14 protein-coding genes are annotated in these 16,582 nt (G+C 37.9%); 4 read left to right on the forward strand and 10 right to left on the reverse strand.

The window, feature by feature from the left end:
* The first annotated feature begins 50 nt into the window (after positions 1–50).
* Positions 51–1,355, forward strand: coding sequence for a nicotinate phosphoribosyltransferase (pncB, locus tag ACFIL7_RS06100; RefSeq protein WP_375633685.1), 1,305 nt, complete (start codon positions 51–53; stop codon positions 1,353–1,355).
* A gap of 1,484 nt (positions 1,356–2,839) precedes the next feature.
* On the opposite strand, the gene ACFIL7_RS06105 is transcribed toward pncB, so the two are convergent.
* The 10 genes from ACFIL7_RS06105 to nth form a co-directional block, all read right to left on the reverse strand.
* Positions 2,840–3,226: a YbaN family protein gene (locus tag ACFIL7_RS06105; RefSeq protein ID WP_375633686.1), complete on the reverse strand. Its 387-nt coding sequence runs from the start codon at positions 3,224–3,226 to the stop codon at positions 2,840–2,842.
* 409 nt (positions 3,227–3,635) lie between these two features.
* The gene (locus ACFIL7_RS06110) at positions 3,636–4,541 is read right to left on the reverse strand and encodes a metal ABC transporter permease (protein ID WP_273790250.1); all 906 of its coding nucleotides are present in this window, start codon (positions 4,539–4,541) and stop codon (positions 3,636–3,638) included.
* Positions 4,538–5,404, reverse strand: a complete 867-nt coding sequence (locus tag ACFIL7_RS06115; protein WP_375611406.1) for a metal ABC transporter permease — start codon at positions 5,402–5,404, stop codon at positions 4,538–4,540. Before ACFIL7_RS06115 ends, ACFIL7_RS06110 begins: the two co-directional genes overlap by 4 nt.
* Positions 5,401–6,231 carry a manganese/iron ABC transporter ATP-binding protein gene (locus ACFIL7_RS06120; protein WP_273790252.1) on the reverse strand — a complete coding sequence of 277 codons (831 nt, stop codon included), beginning with the start codon at positions 6,229–6,231 and terminating at the stop codon, positions 5,401–5,403. The genes ACFIL7_RS06115 and ACFIL7_RS06120 overlap by 4 nt, the downstream gene beginning before the upstream one ends.
* Complete coding sequence (locus ACFIL7_RS06125; RefSeq protein WP_375620851.1) at positions 6,228–7,136, reverse strand: metal ABC transporter substrate-binding protein; 909 nt, start codon at positions 7,134–7,136, stop codon at positions 6,228–6,230. Before ACFIL7_RS06125 ends, ACFIL7_RS06120 begins: the two co-directional genes overlap by 4 nt.
* Before the next feature lie 290 nt (positions 7,137–7,426).
* On the reverse strand, positions 7,427–9,841 hold the full coding sequence (gene pheT, locus ACFIL7_RS06130; protein WP_375683444.1) for a phenylalanine--tRNA ligase subunit beta: 2,415 nt from the start codon (positions 9,839–9,841) through the stop codon (positions 7,427–7,429).
* Positions 9,842–9,873: 32 nt separating this feature from the next.
* Entirely contained in the window at positions 9,874–10,956 is a 1,083-nt protein-coding gene (pheS, locus tag ACFIL7_RS06135) for a phenylalanine--tRNA ligase subunit alpha (protein WP_375633688.1), read from the reverse strand.
* A 94-nt stretch (positions 10,957–11,050) separates the two neighbouring features.
* Positions 11,051–11,452, reverse strand: coding sequence for a 50S ribosomal protein L20 (gene rplT / locus ACFIL7_RS06140; protein ID WP_012754515.1), 402 nt, complete (start codon positions 11,450–11,452; stop codon positions 11,051–11,053).
* 33 nt (positions 11,453–11,485) lie between these two features.
* Entirely contained in the window at positions 11,486–11,689 is a 204-nt protein-coding gene (gene rpmI, locus ACFIL7_RS06145; RefSeq protein ID WP_183193590.1) for a 50S ribosomal protein L35, read from the reverse strand.
* Between the two features lie 155 nt (positions 11,690–11,844).
* Positions 11,845–12,585: an endonuclease III gene (gene nth / locus ACFIL7_RS06150; RefSeq protein ID WP_375612818.1), complete on the reverse strand. Its 741-nt coding sequence runs from the start codon at positions 12,583–12,585 to the stop codon at positions 11,845–11,847.
* 120 nt (positions 12,586–12,705) lie between these two features.
* Here nth and ACFIL7_RS06155 point away from each other — a divergent pair, with 120 nt between their 5' ends.
* The 3 genes from ACFIL7_RS06155 to ilvD all read left to right on the forward strand — a co-directional run bounded on the left by ACFIL7_RS06155 (position 12,706) and on the right by ilvD (position 16,229).
* A complete protein-coding gene (locus tag ACFIL7_RS06155) occupies positions 12,706–13,137 on the forward strand; it encodes an Hsp20 family protein (RefSeq protein WP_375612819.1) in 432 nt (143 codons plus the stop codon).
* Positions 13,138–13,163: 26 nt separating this feature from the next.
* Complete coding sequence (locus ACFIL7_RS06160) at positions 13,164–13,415, forward strand: DUF1150 domain-containing protein (RefSeq protein ID WP_012754519.1); 252 nt, start codon at positions 13,164–13,166, stop codon at positions 13,413–13,415.
* Between the two features lie 975 nt (positions 13,416–14,390).
* Positions 14,391–16,229 carry a dihydroxy-acid dehydratase gene (gene ilvD / locus ACFIL7_RS06165; RefSeq protein ID WP_375617524.1) on the forward strand — a complete coding sequence of 613 codons (1,839 nt, stop codon included), beginning with the start codon at positions 14,391–14,393 and terminating at the stop codon, positions 16,227–16,229.
* The last annotated feature ends 353 nt before the right edge of the window (positions 16,230–16,582 follow it).

A 16,582-nucleotide genomic window follows, 5' to 3' on the forward strand; every position in this document is an offset into this window, starting at 1 on the left:
CGTGTTGGTGCATAATATTTTAGATTTTATGAAAATGAAAGAAAAAGGTTATGAATCATCCGGATATTGCTAGACGTGTTTACAATCACACTTGGAAGCTTGATCCCATTATTCGGTCACTTCTTGATACGGATTTTTATAAGCTTCTTATGGTGCAGATGATTTGGGGGTTATACCCTAATGTTAATGTTACTTTTTCCCTCATAAGTCGCTCTAAAACAATACGTCTTGCCGATGATATTGATGAGAGTGAATTACGTGCTCAACTTGATCATGCTCTTAGTTTGCGCTTTACAAAAAAAGAAATGATCTGGCTTGCTGGTAATACATTTTATGGACGCAAACAAATTTTTGAACCGGATTTTCTTCAGTGGCTTGAGAATTTTCAACTCCCAGAATATGAACTCACCCGCAAAGATGGCCAATATATCCTTCATTTTCATGGACCCTGGGCCCATAGTTCCATGTGGGAAATTCCTGCCCTTGCTATTATTAGTGAATTACGTTCACGTGCTGCTCTCAAAAAACTAGATCGTTTTGCTCTTGATGTACTTTATGCGCGTGCTAAAGCAAAAATGTGGAGTAAAGTTGAACGTCTCAAAAAATTGCCTGATATTAAAATATCTGACTTTGGGACAAGGCGCCGCCATTCTTTTTTATGGCAGCGCTGGTGTGTGGAAGCATTAAAAGAAGGCATTGGTCATTCTTTTACTGGAACTTCTAATGTTCTTCTTGCCATGGATACGGATTTAGAAGCTCTTGGAACCAATGCACACGAATTGCCTATGGTTATTGCGGCTCTCAGCAACAACGATGATGAATTACGCAGAGCTCCGTATCAAGTCTTGCAAGATTGGAATCGTTATTATGGTGGAAATCTTCTCATTGTTTTACCTGATACCTTTGGTACAGAAGAATTTTTACGCAATGCACCAGATTGGGTTGCTGATTGGACGGGTTTCAGACCCGATAGTGCGCCCCCTATTGAAGGTGGCGAACGTATTATTCAATGGTGGAAAGAAAAAGGAAAAGATCCACGCAAAAAACTTTTAATTTTTTCTGATGCTCTTGATGTCAATACAATTGAAAAAACCTATCATCATTTCCATGGTAGAGTGCGCATGAGTTTTGGATGGGGCACGGATCTTACCAATGATTTTACAGGCTGTGCACCTCAGGAAATCAAAACTCTTGATGCTCTTTCCCTTGTTTGTAAGGTGACCTATGCCAATGGTCGACCAGCTGTAAAACTTTCAGATAATCCTGAAAAAACGATTGGTGATTCAAAAGAAGTACAACGTTATCTCAATTTTTTTGGTAATAAAAAGCGAATTGCTAGACCTATAAAGACATAGTTTCCAGTTCTTTAAAACAAGTATATTGACTCATCATATTGTTTATAAGATTGATTTTTGTTCTACCCTAAGGATGAGGATTCTTAACCTTTGCTGGTCTGTAAACAGTTCGGCTGTTTTTGAGCAGATTCTACTTGGCCTACCACGCATACGCTTCACTTACATAAGGCGCGATAGATAAGACTTAAAAGTATTTACGACGCATTAAAAAAACACTTAACGTGCCAAGGAAGTTTAGCCAAGGAGATTTTCTCATTTTAACCCTGTTAAATCAAGCACACTCATCTCCTTGCATGTATGAAGGTTTTCAAGTTCTAAGGGTTATTGTTGTAGTTTGACAGTAGGTTTTATACTAAGTAGGAAGAGGTTGGATTAAGTAGGAATACGTGGTAATTTGTTGTTTTTATGTACAATTTTGACCATTAAATGCGCGTTTTATCAAAATAGATTTTGACACCTAAAATTGCAAAAATTACCGAAAATCAGAAAAAAGTGCGTTTCCATAAGTAAAAATGAGAAAAGGCTTTCAAAACCCTTTGAGAACATCTTTAAACTCTTTGAAAAAAATAAATTGGTACAAAATTTAGTGTCAAAATATACAAAACCAGATGACAAGCTATAATTGTAGCATTAGGAATTACTAAGGCAACATTGGAGGATGACAAATAGCATGGTGACTGTCGGTGTGTATTTTGCAAGGCAAGGATGATGGTGCTCAAATAGATTTTATACATGTTACAGGAGATTTTACTTTATCCATGTATAGTCTGCTATTATGAAATGAGTAAAGCGTTGAGAAATGTTTCATTAAAAATAAATGTGTAAATAACATGATTTGGGAGACCTTTTGTTTTACTTGAGGGGCATGACTTCATTAAAAAACAAAGAATGCAATAATATTTTTATTTCGAATAAGCTTTATACAAAGACAGAAAAATTATTTATTCGCATATTATAATAAGAATGCGTGTATATATAAAACCATTTGAAAAACTCTGTTGTTTCTTATGAATTATTATTAAGTTAATAACAGATGTAACATTAAAGATTGATATAATAGACCGGCTTCTTAACTGTATAAGTATAAAAATGATGGTGTTTAGTAAGCTTTGTATTATATCCTCATTAAGAAATATGAAAAAAACGAAATGTCTTTTAGAAAGAAATGACTATCATATCAATGACTTTTTAATGATGTATATGTAGAGATTCATACAAACATGCTTTACAGAAATAAAGACTCTCTTCCATGAATGTGATTTATCATTGTTTACCAAGAGAGAACATTTTGAGTGTTCATAAACAATTTTCTTTGTTCATAAAAATTATTTCACAAACATATTATTAATTAATTGCGTTCAAAAAGCTTGCTATTTCATATGCATTTTGGAAATGGAGAGCTTATATTCAAAACTTAAAAGTTCTCATAGTTTTTACAAATAAGCCGAAGCTAAAAAGAGTATCCCATAAAGCCTTTTTTATCATTAGGAAGATGGACGTGTTACAATATAAATGGCAATCAGCAATAATATAACCGCAACAAGTAAAGAAATCCACAAAGGAGGGTGTAGCATTACAAAAAAGGATAAAAATCCTCCTGTCATACTCATCATTGCAAAAACTTTAACAAATGGAGAGATTGCTTTTTTTTCTTCCCATCGCTTAATAGGGGGACCCAAAATACGATGATTATTCAACCATTGATGAAAACGTGGAGAAGAACGCGTAAAACACCATGAGGCAACCAATAAAAAAGGCACAGTTGGCATAATAGGTAATACGACACCGATAATACCTAATATAACCATCGCCCACCCTGCTATATAATAGCAGATACGTAAAGGGTGCGATATCTTCAAATCTTTTTTCATTTTCTCGTACTATTTTCCTCTACGCAAAACCCTATACAAAAACATTGTATCTGTTTTTTTCTGTTTACATGTCTGAGTGCACAATTACGCTCTATCCCTTCATGTGTAAGTGTCTTTGCTGTTATAAGTTCCTTGAAAATACCGAATAGCTTACACAATATTATAATCATTTTAAATGATTTCAAGAAAAGAGGAGAGATTTTAGAAAAACAAAAAAATAAAAAGGCTGCAGAAGAAATCAATGCAGCCTCTTAATTAAGAATGCAGTTTTGGGGGGGGAGAAAATTTACTGCATTCACCTGCTAGATATTAGGAGGAAAAATAACCTAGCACCCCGGACTCTAATTAAAATAAAAATGAGAAACAATATATAAAAATGCATGGCTGATATGCATGAATTTTAACACTTTCAAGTCTCTTGAACTGTGTTTCGACGAAAGAAAATCATCATGAAAATAGCCATAAAAATCAACGTCAAGATCAACACAATTGTGGAAGCAGAATCAGAGCCGATAAATAAGCTGAGATAAATCCCTAAAAAACCAGAAAAAGCTGCAACAAGTATCGCGATCATTAACATAAAAGAAAACCGCTTTGTGACAAGATAGGCAATTGCTCCTGGTGCTATCAGTAAAGAAATAACGAGTACGATACCTACAGCTTTCAAAGCTGCAACAATTGTAAGAGAAATCATCGTTAGCAGGGTATAGTGGAGTAGAGATATTGGTAACCCCATTGCACGTCCTTGAACTGTGTCAAAAATATACAGCATAAAGTCGCGCCATTTTGCTGCTAAAATAAAAGTGACAACAGCGGAAATGATTGCCGTCTGCGTTATATCAAGCCAGTTAACACCCAAGAGATTACCAAATAGAATATGATTCAAATCTAAGCTACTATAAATAGACGTGGCTAAAACAAGCCCCAAACCAAACATTGAAGAAAAGACCACACCCATCACCGTGTCCTGTTTGATACGGCTATTGCTCCCTAAAAAACCCGTTAATAGTGCACACACCATTCCTGCAACAAAAGCACCGCAAGTAATCAAAGTCATTGTAATATTCTCTGGACGCATATGCTGAAACCAAGCAAATGGCAAAGAAGTTAAAAATGCGATTACCCATGGTGTTGTCATATAACCAACAACAACACCTGGAAAAACTGCATGAGAAATGGCATCGCCTAACAGCGCCCATCCTTTCAAAATAAGAAAACAGGAAAGCATCGCCATGGGAATAGAAAGAATCATGACAATAAGCATACCCTTAAGCATAAAAGAAAACTGAAACGGAAGCAGTAATTGATCAATCATGATAATATTACACCCTTTTTTGCCGCATTTATGCGTAAGCGCGCAGCAATAAACCCATGTTTAGGAGCAAAAATAAAAGCCAAAACAAATAAAGATGCTTGAAAAAGCACTACAACCCCCCCTGTTTGTGCATTCAAAAAATAACTCACATAAACACCCAAGACACTTGTGAAGGTTCCAATTACAACTGCAATAACCAAGATGTTCACGAAACGATCACTTAAAAGATAGGCCGTTGCCCCAGGTGTCACAACAAGACAAATGACTAAGAATGCTCCAACGGTTTGCATCGCAGCAACAGTACAAGCGGCAAGCAATGTGAAAAAGAGAATCTTTAAAAATTTTACGTTTAATCCAATGGCATGCGCATGCGTTTCATCAAATAATGACACAAGAAGATCTTTCCATTTCAAAAGCAATATAAGCAACGAAACAAAGCCGATAAAAGCCAATTGTAGAATATCTGTTGAACTCACTGCTAAAATATTTCCCAAAACAATCGTATCAATATTAACAGCCATTGGTTTTAATGATTTGAGAAACAACCCAAAGGCAAAAAAGGAAGAAAAAATGAGCCCAATAATGGTATCTTCTTTAAGCTTTGTCCGGTGGTTAAAAAAGAGCATTGCTGCTGCTGCAAGACCACCAGAAAAAAAAGCGCCGAGTGAAAAAGGTAACCCTAAAAGGTAAGCTCCTGCTACACCAGGAACAATCGAATGGGAAAGTGCATCACCAATCAATGACCAACCTTTTAACATCAAAAAAGCTGAAAGAAAGGCACAAACACACCCAACTAACCCAGAAACCCACATTGCATTCACCATATATTGATAGCTCAGTGGCTCAAGCAACCAAGAAATCATGCAACGTGCTCCACTCTTTCAATATCTTCACAAACTGCAGACTGCTTTCTTCCCATGAAAACATCATTTTTTTTTGTGGTTTGAAGATCAAAAATATGGTGGTGCAAAGACCCTCCAAAAGTTTTCTCCAGATTTTCCTTTGTAAAGATTTTTTCTGTTAACCCAGAAGCTAAAACAGTACCTTTTATTAAAACTGTATGATCACAAAATTCGCGAACAGAACCCAAATTGTGAGTTGAAACCAAGATCACTGCTCCTTCTTTACGGAGATCTTGTAACAAAGCAATGATTTTATCTTCTGTTGTAACGTCAACCCCTGTAAACGGCTCATCTAATAAAATAGCTTTTGCTTTCTGTGCAAGAGCGCGCGCTAGAAAAACACGCTTTTTCTGTCCACCAGAAAGTTCTCCAATTTGGCGCTTGGCAAAAGCCAACATATCAACGCGTTCTAAGGCAATACGAACGGCTTCATAATCTTGTGTACGGGCATAGCGAAAGAAATTCATATGACCATACCGCCCCATCAATACAACATCTTCAACCAAGACAGGAAAATTCCAATCAACATCTTCACTTTGAGGAACATAAGCAATAAGATTTTTTTTCAAAGCTATATCAACGGGCAAATCAAACATACGAATTTTTCCCTTTGAGGGGCGTACAAACCCCATAATCGCTTTAAATAACGTTGACTTACCGGATCCATTAACACCAACCAATGCCGTAATAGAACCCTTTGGACTTTCAAAATTCACTTCGCGTAAAGCTGTATGTCCATTACGATATGTTACCGTTACTCCTTGGGCAAAAATTCCACATTCCGTCATTGGTTTTTTACTCCCTCTACTAAAGCATTGCTAATACGTCCACTCGTGACACGTAATAAATCAATATAAGTGGGTACCTCACCATTTTTCTCACTTAAAGAATCAACATAAAGAACACCACCGTATTTAGCCCCTGTTTCTCTGGCAACCTGCTTGGCAGGCGCAGGGGAAATAGTGCTTTCAGAAAAAACTGCATGAATATTGTATTTGCGAACCATATCGATAACATGCTTGACCTGCTGTGGTGTTCCTTGTTGGTCAGCATTGATGGGCCATAAATAAAGTTCTTTTAGATCAAAATCACGCGCCAAATAGCTAAAAGCCCCCTCACTGGTCACAAGCCAACGTTTATCTTGCGGTACAGCTTCTAATTCAGCCCTAATTGGATCAATCGTTGCACGAATTTTCTGTTTATAAATTTCAGCATTCTGTTTATAAATTTCAGCATGTTCAGGATCATATTTTACAAAAGCATCGCGAATATTATCAACGTAAATCAAAGCAGAGGTCGGTGACATCCACGCATGAGGATTGGGTTTACCGCTAAAGGGTCCCTCACCAATTTTAATGGGTATAATACCTTTTGAAACAACAACACTTGGAACATCCTTGATATTTTGAAAAAACTTTTCAAACCAAAGCTCTAACTCTAAACCATTCCACAATACAAGGTTAGCTCCCTGAGCACGCATAAGATCGCGTGGGGTGGGTTGGTATTCATGAATTTCCGCACCTGGTTTTGTAATGGATTCAACATCAGCGGCATCACCTGCTACATTGCGTGCCATATCAGCAATGATAGTGAATGTCGTAACAGCTTTAAATTTACCAGCACACAAAGCAAAATTGGGTGTAAAAAAAATAACACTTCCAAAAACTATGGTGAAAAACGTTCTTACGTTCATTGATTCTCTCTTTCCTTTATATGCCTTCTTTTTATTGCAAATAATTTGCATTATCATTTAGCAATAGCAGTTATCTTTTACATTTGCAATGAAGGATTAAGAGAAAAAATAACTTTTCAAGATGTTTAAAAACAGTTTTTTCATATTGAAAAAATTGATGATTTAAGCAGCTTGTTTTGGTAAGGAGGTTCCCTTTCAAGAAGTTCTATAGCTCTTGAATGCCAAACAAAAAGGGAGCACTCAAAAATGCTCCCACTTCATGTAAAATATCTCATAAAAAATGAGAATACTCAGTAGCGTAAATATGCACCTGTCATTTTGGTAACATTATCCACGATCTTTGAGGCAAGCTTTTCTAAATCTTCATCTGTTAGAGTCCGTTCTATGGGCTGAATAGTTACTTCAATTGCAACAGATTTTTTATCTTCACCAAAGCTTAAATCTTCAAAAATATCAAAAACCTGCACTGAATGAATAAGTTTTTTATCGGCTCCACTTGCCGCCCGAATAATAAGAGAAGAGGCAACAGTTTTATCCGCTATAAAGGCAAAATCACGCCGCACCATTTGAAAAGGTGAGAGTTTCAAAGGAGGGCGGCTTTTGGTCGTTTTTTTCTTTGATTCTGGAATTCGGTCTAGAAAAATTTCAAAGCCGCATAAAGGTCCACTGACATCTAACTTTTCTAATGTAGCAGGATGAAAAACACCAAAAAAACCAAGAATAATCTTTGATCCAAGTTTTATGACACCTGAACGACCAGGGTGATACCAATCAGGTGCTCCAACTTCAATCTGCACTTTCCCAACATCCATATCGCATGCTTCTAAAATAGCTAAAGCATCTGCTTTGGCATCAAAAACATCAACGACGGTTGCATTTCCATTCCAAAAACGCCCAGCCCCTTTAAATTGCTCTGTTCCGCGACGAATTCCACTAACAACACGGTGTTGTTTATCAGGGGTGTCGCCCTCATAAATACTTGAAACTTCAAACAAAGCAAGATCGAAAAAACCACGATCAGCATTTCTTTGTGCCGCTATAATCAAACTAGGTAAAAGGGAAGGACGCATCATTGACATATCAGCAGCAATAGGATTAACTAATTTAAGCTCTTCTTGACCTCCTCCAAAAGCAAGAGCTTGATTTTCAGAAATAAAAGACCATGTTACCGCTTCTTTCATACCACGTTGCACTAGAGCCAAACGTGTAGCACGTGAACGAATTTGTGCGCATGTTAAAATTTGATCTTTTCCTTCTGCAAAGTTTTCCAAAGGAATAAGTTTAATTTTATCTAACCCATAAATTCTCATAACCTCTTCCACCAAATCGGCTTTACTCATAATATCAGGGCGCCATGATGGTACTTTTACCGTAATAACATCTCCTTTTCCTTCAACAAAAAATCCAAGTTTTGTTAAAATAGAGATGACTTTTTCAGGCTCTATTTCCAAATTTGTTAAACGTTTAATTTCAGAAAAAGGAAAAGCGATCTGTTTGATTTCTTGTTGCTGATAGCCAACGATCCTCTTTTTAGATACTTCACCACCACAAAGACGTAAGACCAATTCTGTTGCAATCTCAAGTCCTGTTTCTATAAAAGCCGGGTCAACACCTCGTTCAAATCGATAACGTGCATCACTGATAAGACCTAATGCTCTTCCTGTTTGTGCAATGCTTCGCGCATCCCAAAGCGCCGATTCAATAATAACGCGATGTGTTGTTTCATCACAACTCGTTCTTTCACCGCCCATGATACCGGCAATCGAAACAACCCCCTCATCATCTGCAATGACACAATTCTTAGCGCCCAGATGATAGATTTTTCCGTTCAGTGCTTGAAGCTGCTCTCCCTCACGCGCGCAACGTACACACAAATTACCTTTAATTTTATCTGCATCAAAAACATGGAGTGGACGACCAAGGTCAAAACTGATGTAATTGGTCATATCAACAAGCGCATTAATCGGTCTCAAACCAATTGCATTCAAACGCTGTTGCATCCACTGTGGTGATTCGCCATTTTGAACATTGCGTACTTCACGCCAAGCGAAACCTAAACATAATGATGAACCTTGCGAAAAATCTAATGAAACATCGAGAGGTGTTTCAAAAGAAGGCTCAAATTTTGACAAAGATAATTCTTTTAATTTTCCCATTCCAGCGGCAGAAAGATCACGAGCAATACCGCGAACACCTGTACAATCGGAACGATTGGGGGTCAAACCAATATCAATGATCGGATCATCTAAACCAGCATAAGCTGCAAATGAATCTCCAATAGGTGCATCTTCTGGAAGTTCGATAATTCCCTCATGTTCATTTGATAATTCAAGCTCCGCTTGCGAACACATCATCCCAAAACTTTCAACCCCGCGGATTTTTCCTACAGATAATGTCACATCAAGTCCTGGGATATAAGTGCCTGGTAGTGCCAGAACACCTACAAGACCTGCTCGTGCATTTGGTGCTCCACAGACAACTTGAACAGGTGTAGCAGTTCCTGTATCCACTGATAAAATTTGAAGTTTATCGGCATCAGGATGTTTTATTGCTATTAAAACTTTTGCAATCATAAAACCTTTTAAAGAAGACCGATCATCAACGTGATCAACCTCAAGACCGATAGCGGTTAATTTTTCACAAATTTCATTCAAAGATGCATTTGTTTCTAAGTGATCTTTTAACCACGACAATGTAAACTTCATTTTAAAACCTCACATGAAAGCGATGACTAAGATCACACGTTTTTATTAGGAAAAAAAGCAGGCATATCAAAGCAACGAAAGCCATAATGGTCTAACCAACGCAGGTCAGCATCAAAAAAAGCCCGCAAATCAGGCATACCGTATTTCAACATGGCAATACGATCAATGCCCATGCCCCATGCAAAACCTTGATATTCATCGGGATCTAAACCAACATTTTTCAACACCTGGGGATGCACCATTCCGCATCCTAAAATTTCCAACCAATCCTGTCCTTCTCCGAACTTTACTTCTGAACCAGAACGATCACATTGAATATCCACTTCCATAGATGGTTCGGTAAAAGGGAAAAAAGAGGGACGAAAACGCATTTTTACAGAGGGAACTTCAAAAAATTCTTTACAAAAGGTTTCATGTAGCCACATCATATGGGCAATGGTGGAGGTTTTATCGATGACAAGACCTTCTACCTGATGGAACATGGGAGAATGTGTTGCATCCGAATCCATGCGGTAAGTTTTTCCAGGAATAATGATTCGTATCGGTGCTTTTTGTTTTTCTAGTGTACGAATTTGTACGGGTGATGTATGGGTTCGCAATAATTTTCGTTCTCCCATTTTATCAACATCAAAAAAGAAGGTATCATGCATTTCACGCGCTGGATGCCCTTCAGGAAAATTCAATGCCGTAAAATTATAATAATCTGTTTCAATATCAGGTCCCTCTGCAAGAGAAAAACCCAACTTTGTATAAATGGCAATAATTTCCTCAATCACTTGTGAAATAGGATGAATGCGTCCCCGTTCTATAGGTGAAGAGCGAACAGGCAAGGTAACATCAACTGTTTCACGAGAAAGACGGGCATCCATTGCCTGTCTTTTCAAAAGATCACGCTTTTGTGCCCATAATTCTAAAATGCGATTTTTTAATCCATTAAGAACTGGTCCAACTTTATGGCGCTCGCCAGCATCCATTTTTCCTAATTCTTTTAATTTTTCAGAGATACTACCTTTTTTACCCAATGCTGCAATACGCACTTCTTCAAGTGCTTGTTCATCACCTGCTGCCTCTAAGGCTAAACAAATTTCTTGTTCCAGATGCTCAATATCATTCATATTTTTGCCTATTTTTTAATAAAGAAAAACCCGCACTCGCAATAGCCAGCACGGGACCTCGAATAAATGAATGCTTTAAGAGAACACGACTGGCTTATTTGACAGCGCCTTCGAAAGCATTAGGTGTCGTATCTTTTAAATATTCTAAAGCTTTTTTTGCCGAAGCTACTAAAGCAGAAAATGCTTCTGCCTCATGGATTGCTATATCTGAAAGAACCTTACGATCAACCTCAATACCGGCTTTTGATAAGCCATCAATAAAACGTCCATAAGTTAAACCTTCTGCGCGAACAGCCGCATTAATTCTCTGAATCCACAAAGCACGGAAAGTACGTTTCCTATTTTTGCGATCACGATAAGCGTATTGCTTTGAACGATCAACCGCTGCTTTAGCTGCACGAATGGTATTTTTACGACGACCGTAAAAACCTTCAGCCTGTTTAAGAACTTTTTTGTGCTTAGCGTGTGCTGTCACACCTCTTTTCACACGAGCCATATTATAATCTCCTCAAAATCAAAAGCGTAAGGTTTAAATACCATTCGGCAAATAATGCTGAATGACTTTTTTAGCATCTTGTTCACACAAAACCATTGTTCCACGTGCATCGCGAATAAATTTATTCGAACGCTTAATCATGCCGTGGCGCTTACCGGCAGCTGCTACTTTAATTTTGCCTGACGCAGTGATTTTAAACCGCTTTTTAGCGGATGATTTGGTCTTCATCTTGGGCATTTTGCTACTCCGTACATTAATTTATTCAATCAAACATTTTATTCACTCAAGCGGACCAACGCTTGAACAAGCATTTAAACAGCCACGGCATGCCCTGCCGGGCGGCTCTTAAAGACGTTTTCATAAGCTAGTATACACAAAATAGCAAGACCGTATTACAAAAAAATCGGCGCTCCATTGCCTTGAAGCTCAACCAAAGGTGCTGGAATTGCATTTGTTTTGATGGCTGCTTTACATAAATCGGCAATAATGCATTGCGTACATTGTGGTTTACGGGCTTGACAAATATAGCGACCATGTAAAATTAGCCAATGATGCGCATGGCGAATATAATGAACCGGTATAATCTTTAATAATTTTTTCTCAACAATTTCTGGTGTTTTGCCAGGCGCCAAACCAAGACGATTGCTTAAGCGAAAAATATGTGTATCTACTGCCAATGTAGGCTGACCAAAAGCAACATTCAAGACCACATTAGCCGTTTTGCGCCCCACTCCAGGAAGGGCCATGAGTGCTTCACGCGTATCGGGTACTTGACCGCCATAATAATCAATTAAACAGTTGCAAAGCGCATAAACATTACGTGCTTTTGCACGCCAAAGGCCAATTGAACGGATATGATTTGCTATTTCTTCTTCCCCTAATGCAACCATTTTTTCCGGTTGATCAGCAAGGCAAAATAATTCTTTTGTCGCTTTATTAACGCTTACATCTGTCGCTTGAGCCGAAAGCACAACGGCAACTAAAAGTGTAAAAGTATTTATATAGTTAAGATCACTCTTAGGTGTTGGGCGTTGCACAGAAAAACGGCGAAATATTTCCGCAATTTCATCTTTATTATACAATATACTAGATAAATTTCGCACCTTTGATAATTTTATGTTACTTTGAGGCATTGAACTCTCTTAAATCTTCTCTCTTGAAGTTATCATTCACGCTCGCCATATGAGAGGAGTGCAGCGAACACTTTTATAGAGTTTGGTCAAGTAAAGCCGTTTTAAAGAGGATACTCATGAATGACACATGTGACGCCTTTCTCCAATCCTTTTCTTTTAGGGTTTGAAACCGTAGAAAAAATATTGCAACGTATCGGTAAAGCTGATGAGGCTTACCCAGCCTATAATATTGAACGTTTGCATAAAAGTGATGATGCAAATCATATCCGGATAACTTTGGCTGTTGCTGGATTTAAGATTAACCATCTTAATATTTTACTCGATGATAATCAATTGGTTATTCATGGTAAACAAACAGACAACCAAAATCATCAATATTTATATCGCGGTATAGCTGCGCGACAATTCCAGCGAACCTTTGTTCTCGCGGAAGGGATGCATGTTACAAATGCAGAGTTGAAAAATGGTCTTTTATCAATTAATCTGTATCAACCAAAATTAAAAAAAGAAATAAAACAGATTCCAATTAAAGTCAGTAGTGGTGAGTCATAAAAGTTAAGGCGTAAAGGAACAGTGAAATGGGAGAACACAAACAAAACTTGTCGTTTCAGAACACATCCTACTCTGATGCGGGACAGATTGCCTATTTAAAAAAAGTTTGTACAGATGATCTGGCTAAAAACTTTCCAGATCTTCCACCGATGACCCCAGGCATTACGATATGGGCTCTCTTTGGTGAAACAGGTTATCCTATCATTTTATCCGATGAGCGTTCTATCGCTCTTGCTGGAGCCAATGAGCATGAACTACAAATTGTAACTCTGCACTAGATTACCTTACGAGAAAACGCTGTACTCTTTGTAAATTCTATCTGTTTTTTCGTAAAGGGTGTAATGTGAGTTATAATGAGATAAGTATTGGTTTATATTCATAATTAATTTTTTACAACTGGAATGAGAGTCCCGAATATCATAAGGTTCTCTCATTTTAGATCCTCTTGTATTAAAACAATTAAAGTCACTTGCTTGTATGTCACACGCAGGGAAGGCCGTGTAGATAAAAACGCTTGAAGGAAGGAATAAAAATATCTCTTGTTAATTGTCTTAATTACCAAGGATGTTCGCAATATTGGGGATGAGAAAAATGTATGATGGTGTCAGTTATCTTCTTCATAAGTGTGAAGATGTCCCTTATAGATTTATATTATTCACGGGGGCTGTTATACCATTCATAGGCGCTATCGTGAAATGGGCTCGAGTGCATTGAAAGATGTCTCTTTAAAATGAGTACATAAAGGCTATACAAGTGTATTTTGTTTGGTGTGTTTTGTTCTTCCTGAGGGGAGTAGCTCTATTGAAGAGTGTAAAAACAAAAGCATGAGATAATGCGTCATCATTATTTAAAAGATATTTTTATGAATGCGTTTGAAAGGTGTAAAGCTGAATTGTAAGGAGATAATAGATTTTTACCACGATTTCTTTATATTCTTTCCAATTCCAGAGATTACGCAAACAGATAGATGCAATATACTAACCAAATCTGGCATACAAAAATCTGGAACTGTTCATGTCACACTGAAGCGTTTTGATATTTGTCTCAAACGTGGACTTGCACAAGGATTAGATGTTGATTAACAGGTAATAAAAAACAAAGGCTTTATGAAAAAGTTTATGCAGAGCTTTTAATTTTGTGCTTCAAATGCCGCAGTACAAGGTATTTTTCTCTTTTGAATATTAAAGCTCTTGTTTTTATAATGAAGTTACAGCACAAAAAGCAAAATGGAATTATTTGAGGGGAAAAAAATAATGCCTTCTTACCGTTCAAGAATATCAACCCACGGGCGTAATATGGCAGGAGCCCGCGGACTTTGGCGTGCAACAGGGATGAAAGATACTGATTTTGGTAAACCCATTATTGCGATTGCGAATTCTTTTACACAATTTGTACCAGGGCATGTTCATTTAAAAGATCTTGGGCAATTAGTCGCACAACAGATAGCAGTTGCCGGTGGTGTTGCGAAAGAATTTAATACCATTGCTGTAGATGATGGAATTGCGATGGGGCACGATGGAATGCTCTATTCGTTGCCCTCACGTGAAATCATTGCTGATTCTGTAGAGTATATGGTTAATGCACATTGTGCAGATGCACTTGTCTGTATTTCTAATTGTGACAAAATTACGCCTGGTATGTTAATGGCTGCTTTACGGTTGAATATTCCGACAATCTTTGTTTCAGGCGGTCCTATGGAAGCAGGTAAGATTAAATGGAAGGATCAAGATCTAACGGTTGATTTGGTCGATGCCATGGTTGCAGCAGCTTCAGAACAGAATTCAGAAGAAGAAGTGGCTGAAATGGAGCGTGCTGCTTGTCCTACATGTGGTTCTTGTTCAGGAATGTTTACAGCCAACTCCATGAATTGCTTAACGGAAGCATTGGGGCTTTCGCTTCCCGGAAATGGATCAATGTTAGCAACACATGCAGATCGACGGATGCTTTTTGAAGAAGCTGGAAAACAGATTGTTGCATTGGTTAAACGTTATTATGAAAAAGATGATGAAACAGTCTTGCCGCGCTCTATTGCTTCACGCAAGGCTTTTGAAAATGCAATGACCGTTGATATTGCCATGGGGGGATCAACCAATACAGTACTGCATCTTTTAGCCGCGGCGCAAGAAGGTGAGGTGGATTTTACCATGACGGATATTGATCATCTTTCACGTCGTGTTCCTGTTTTATGTAAGGTTGCTCCTGCTGTTGCAAATGTACATATGGAAGATGTTCATCGCGCTGGTGGTATTATGGGGCTTTTAGGCGAACTGGATGCGGCGGGACTCATTGATACATCAACTTATACGGTTCACGCAAAAACAATGAAAGAAGCTCTTTACCGTTGGGATGTAAAGCAAACTAATGAGCCAACAGTTCATGCATTTTATCGTGCCGCTCCTGGTGGTATTCCAACACAGACAGCTTTTAGTCAATCTTGTCGCTATGAGAGCCTTGACCTTGATCGTGAAAAAGGTGTGATTCGCGATAGGGAACACGCATATTCACAAGATGGAGGATTGGCAGTTCTTTATGGAAATCTTGCAAAAGATGGCTGCATTGTAAAAACAGCAGGCGTTGATCAATCAATTTTAACTTTTAAAGGTCCGGCAAGAATTTTTGAAAGCCAAGATTCAGCTGTTTCAGCTATATTAACTGATAAGATTAAAACAGGTGAAATTGTTTTAATCCGTTATGAAGGTCCACGTGGTGGACCTGGAATGCAAGAAATGCTTTATCCAACAAGTTATCTCAAATCTAAAGGATTGGGCAAGGTTTGTGCACTTGTTACGGATGGACGTTTTTCAGGGGGAAGTTCAGGGCTCTCGATAGGACATATTTCACCAGAAGCTGCTGAAGGAGGAGAAATTGCGTTGGTGGAGGAGGGGGATATCATAGAAATTGATATTCCAAATCGTAGAATTCATATGTTGGTGGATAACGTTGAGATGAAGCAGCGCCGTTCTAAGATGGAAGCAAAAGGAAAAGGCGCTTGGCAACCGATTGAGAAGCGTCAGCGTAAAGTTTCAAAGGCTCTCAAAGCCTATGCAGCGATGACCACATCTGCTGCAAAGGGTGCAGTACGTAATATTTGATGAGATGAATGATGCGTCTTATAAAAGAGAGATAGTATTCTGATTTTTTGCATCTTTTACACGATATTCTAAGCTAATTATTTTATGAGCTTATCAGAATATTTCGAGTCATGATCAGTATGATTAAAAAGCTATCAATACAACTAAAAGCTGCTGCGGATTGCTTATTTTAGCAGCTATGTAAGACAGATAAAGATAGATATGGTATGATTACGTTTCATATCATATTTCAATTTTATACGAAATTACGATTTCCTGTTCTTATATTTATGAAAGATATTTATTGTACTGGTGGCATTATCTTGTTGTACCGTAAAAACACTGTCATTTAGAGCTGTGATATACGGCATCCT

Source organism: Bartonella sp. AP3QHHD (assembly GCF_042195765.1).
In the GTDB taxonomy this organism is placed as follows: Bacteria; Pseudomonadota; Alphaproteobacteria; order Rhizobiales; family Rhizobiaceae; genus Bartonella.

Coding starts and splice junctions, on each gene's coding strand:
- ACFIL7_RS06125 (WP_375620851.1), bottom strand. CDS start 7,136: ATGAACGTAAGAACGTTTTTCACCATAGTTTTTGGAAGTGTTATTTTT.
- rpmI (WP_183193590.1), bottom strand. CDS start 11,689: ATGCCCAAGATGAAGACCAAATCATCCGCTAAAAAGCGGTTTAAAATC.
- ACFIL7_RS06115 (WP_375611406.1), bottom strand. CDS start 5,404: ATGATTTCTTGGTTGCTTGAGCCACTGAGCTATCAATATATGGTGAAT.
- ACFIL7_RS06120 (WP_273790252.1), bottom strand. CDS start 6,231: ATGACGGAATGTGGAATTTTTGCCCAAGGAGTAACGGTAACATATCGT.
- pheS (WP_375633688.1), bottom strand. CDS start 10,956: ATGAATGATATTGAGCATCTGGAACAAGAAATTTGTTTAGCCTTAGAG.
- ACFIL7_RS06105 (WP_375633686.1), bottom strand. CDS start 3,226: ATGAAAAAAGATTTGAAGATATCGCACCCTTTACGTATCTGCTATTAT.
- rplT (WP_012754515.1), bottom strand. CDS start 11,452: ATGGCTCGTGTGAAAAGAGGTGTGACAGCACACGCTAAGCACAAAAAA.
- ilvD (WP_375617524.1), top strand. CDS start 14,391: ATGCCTTCTTACCGTTCAAGAATATCAACCCACGGGCGTAATATGGCA.
- ACFIL7_RS06160 (WP_012754519.1), top strand. CDS start 13,164: ATGGGAGAACACAAACAAAACTTGTCGTTTCAGAACACATCCTACTCT.
- ACFIL7_RS06155 (WP_375612819.1), top strand. CDS start 12,706: ATGACACATGTGACGCCTTTCTCCAATCCTTTTCTTTTAGGGTTTGAA.
- ACFIL7_RS06110 (WP_273790250.1), bottom strand. CDS start 4,541: ATGATTGATCAATTACTGCTTCCGTTTCAGTTTTCTTTTATGCTTAAG.
- nth (WP_375612818.1), bottom strand. CDS start 12,585: ATGCCTCAAAGTAACATAAAATTATCAAAGGTGCGAAATTTATCTAGT.
- pncB (WP_375633685.1), top strand. CDS start 51: ATGAATCATCCGGATATTGCTAGACGTGTTTACAATCACACTTGGAAG.
- pheT (WP_375683444.1), bottom strand. CDS start 9,841: ATGAAGTTTACATTGTCGTGGTTAAAAGATCACTTAGAAACAAATGCA.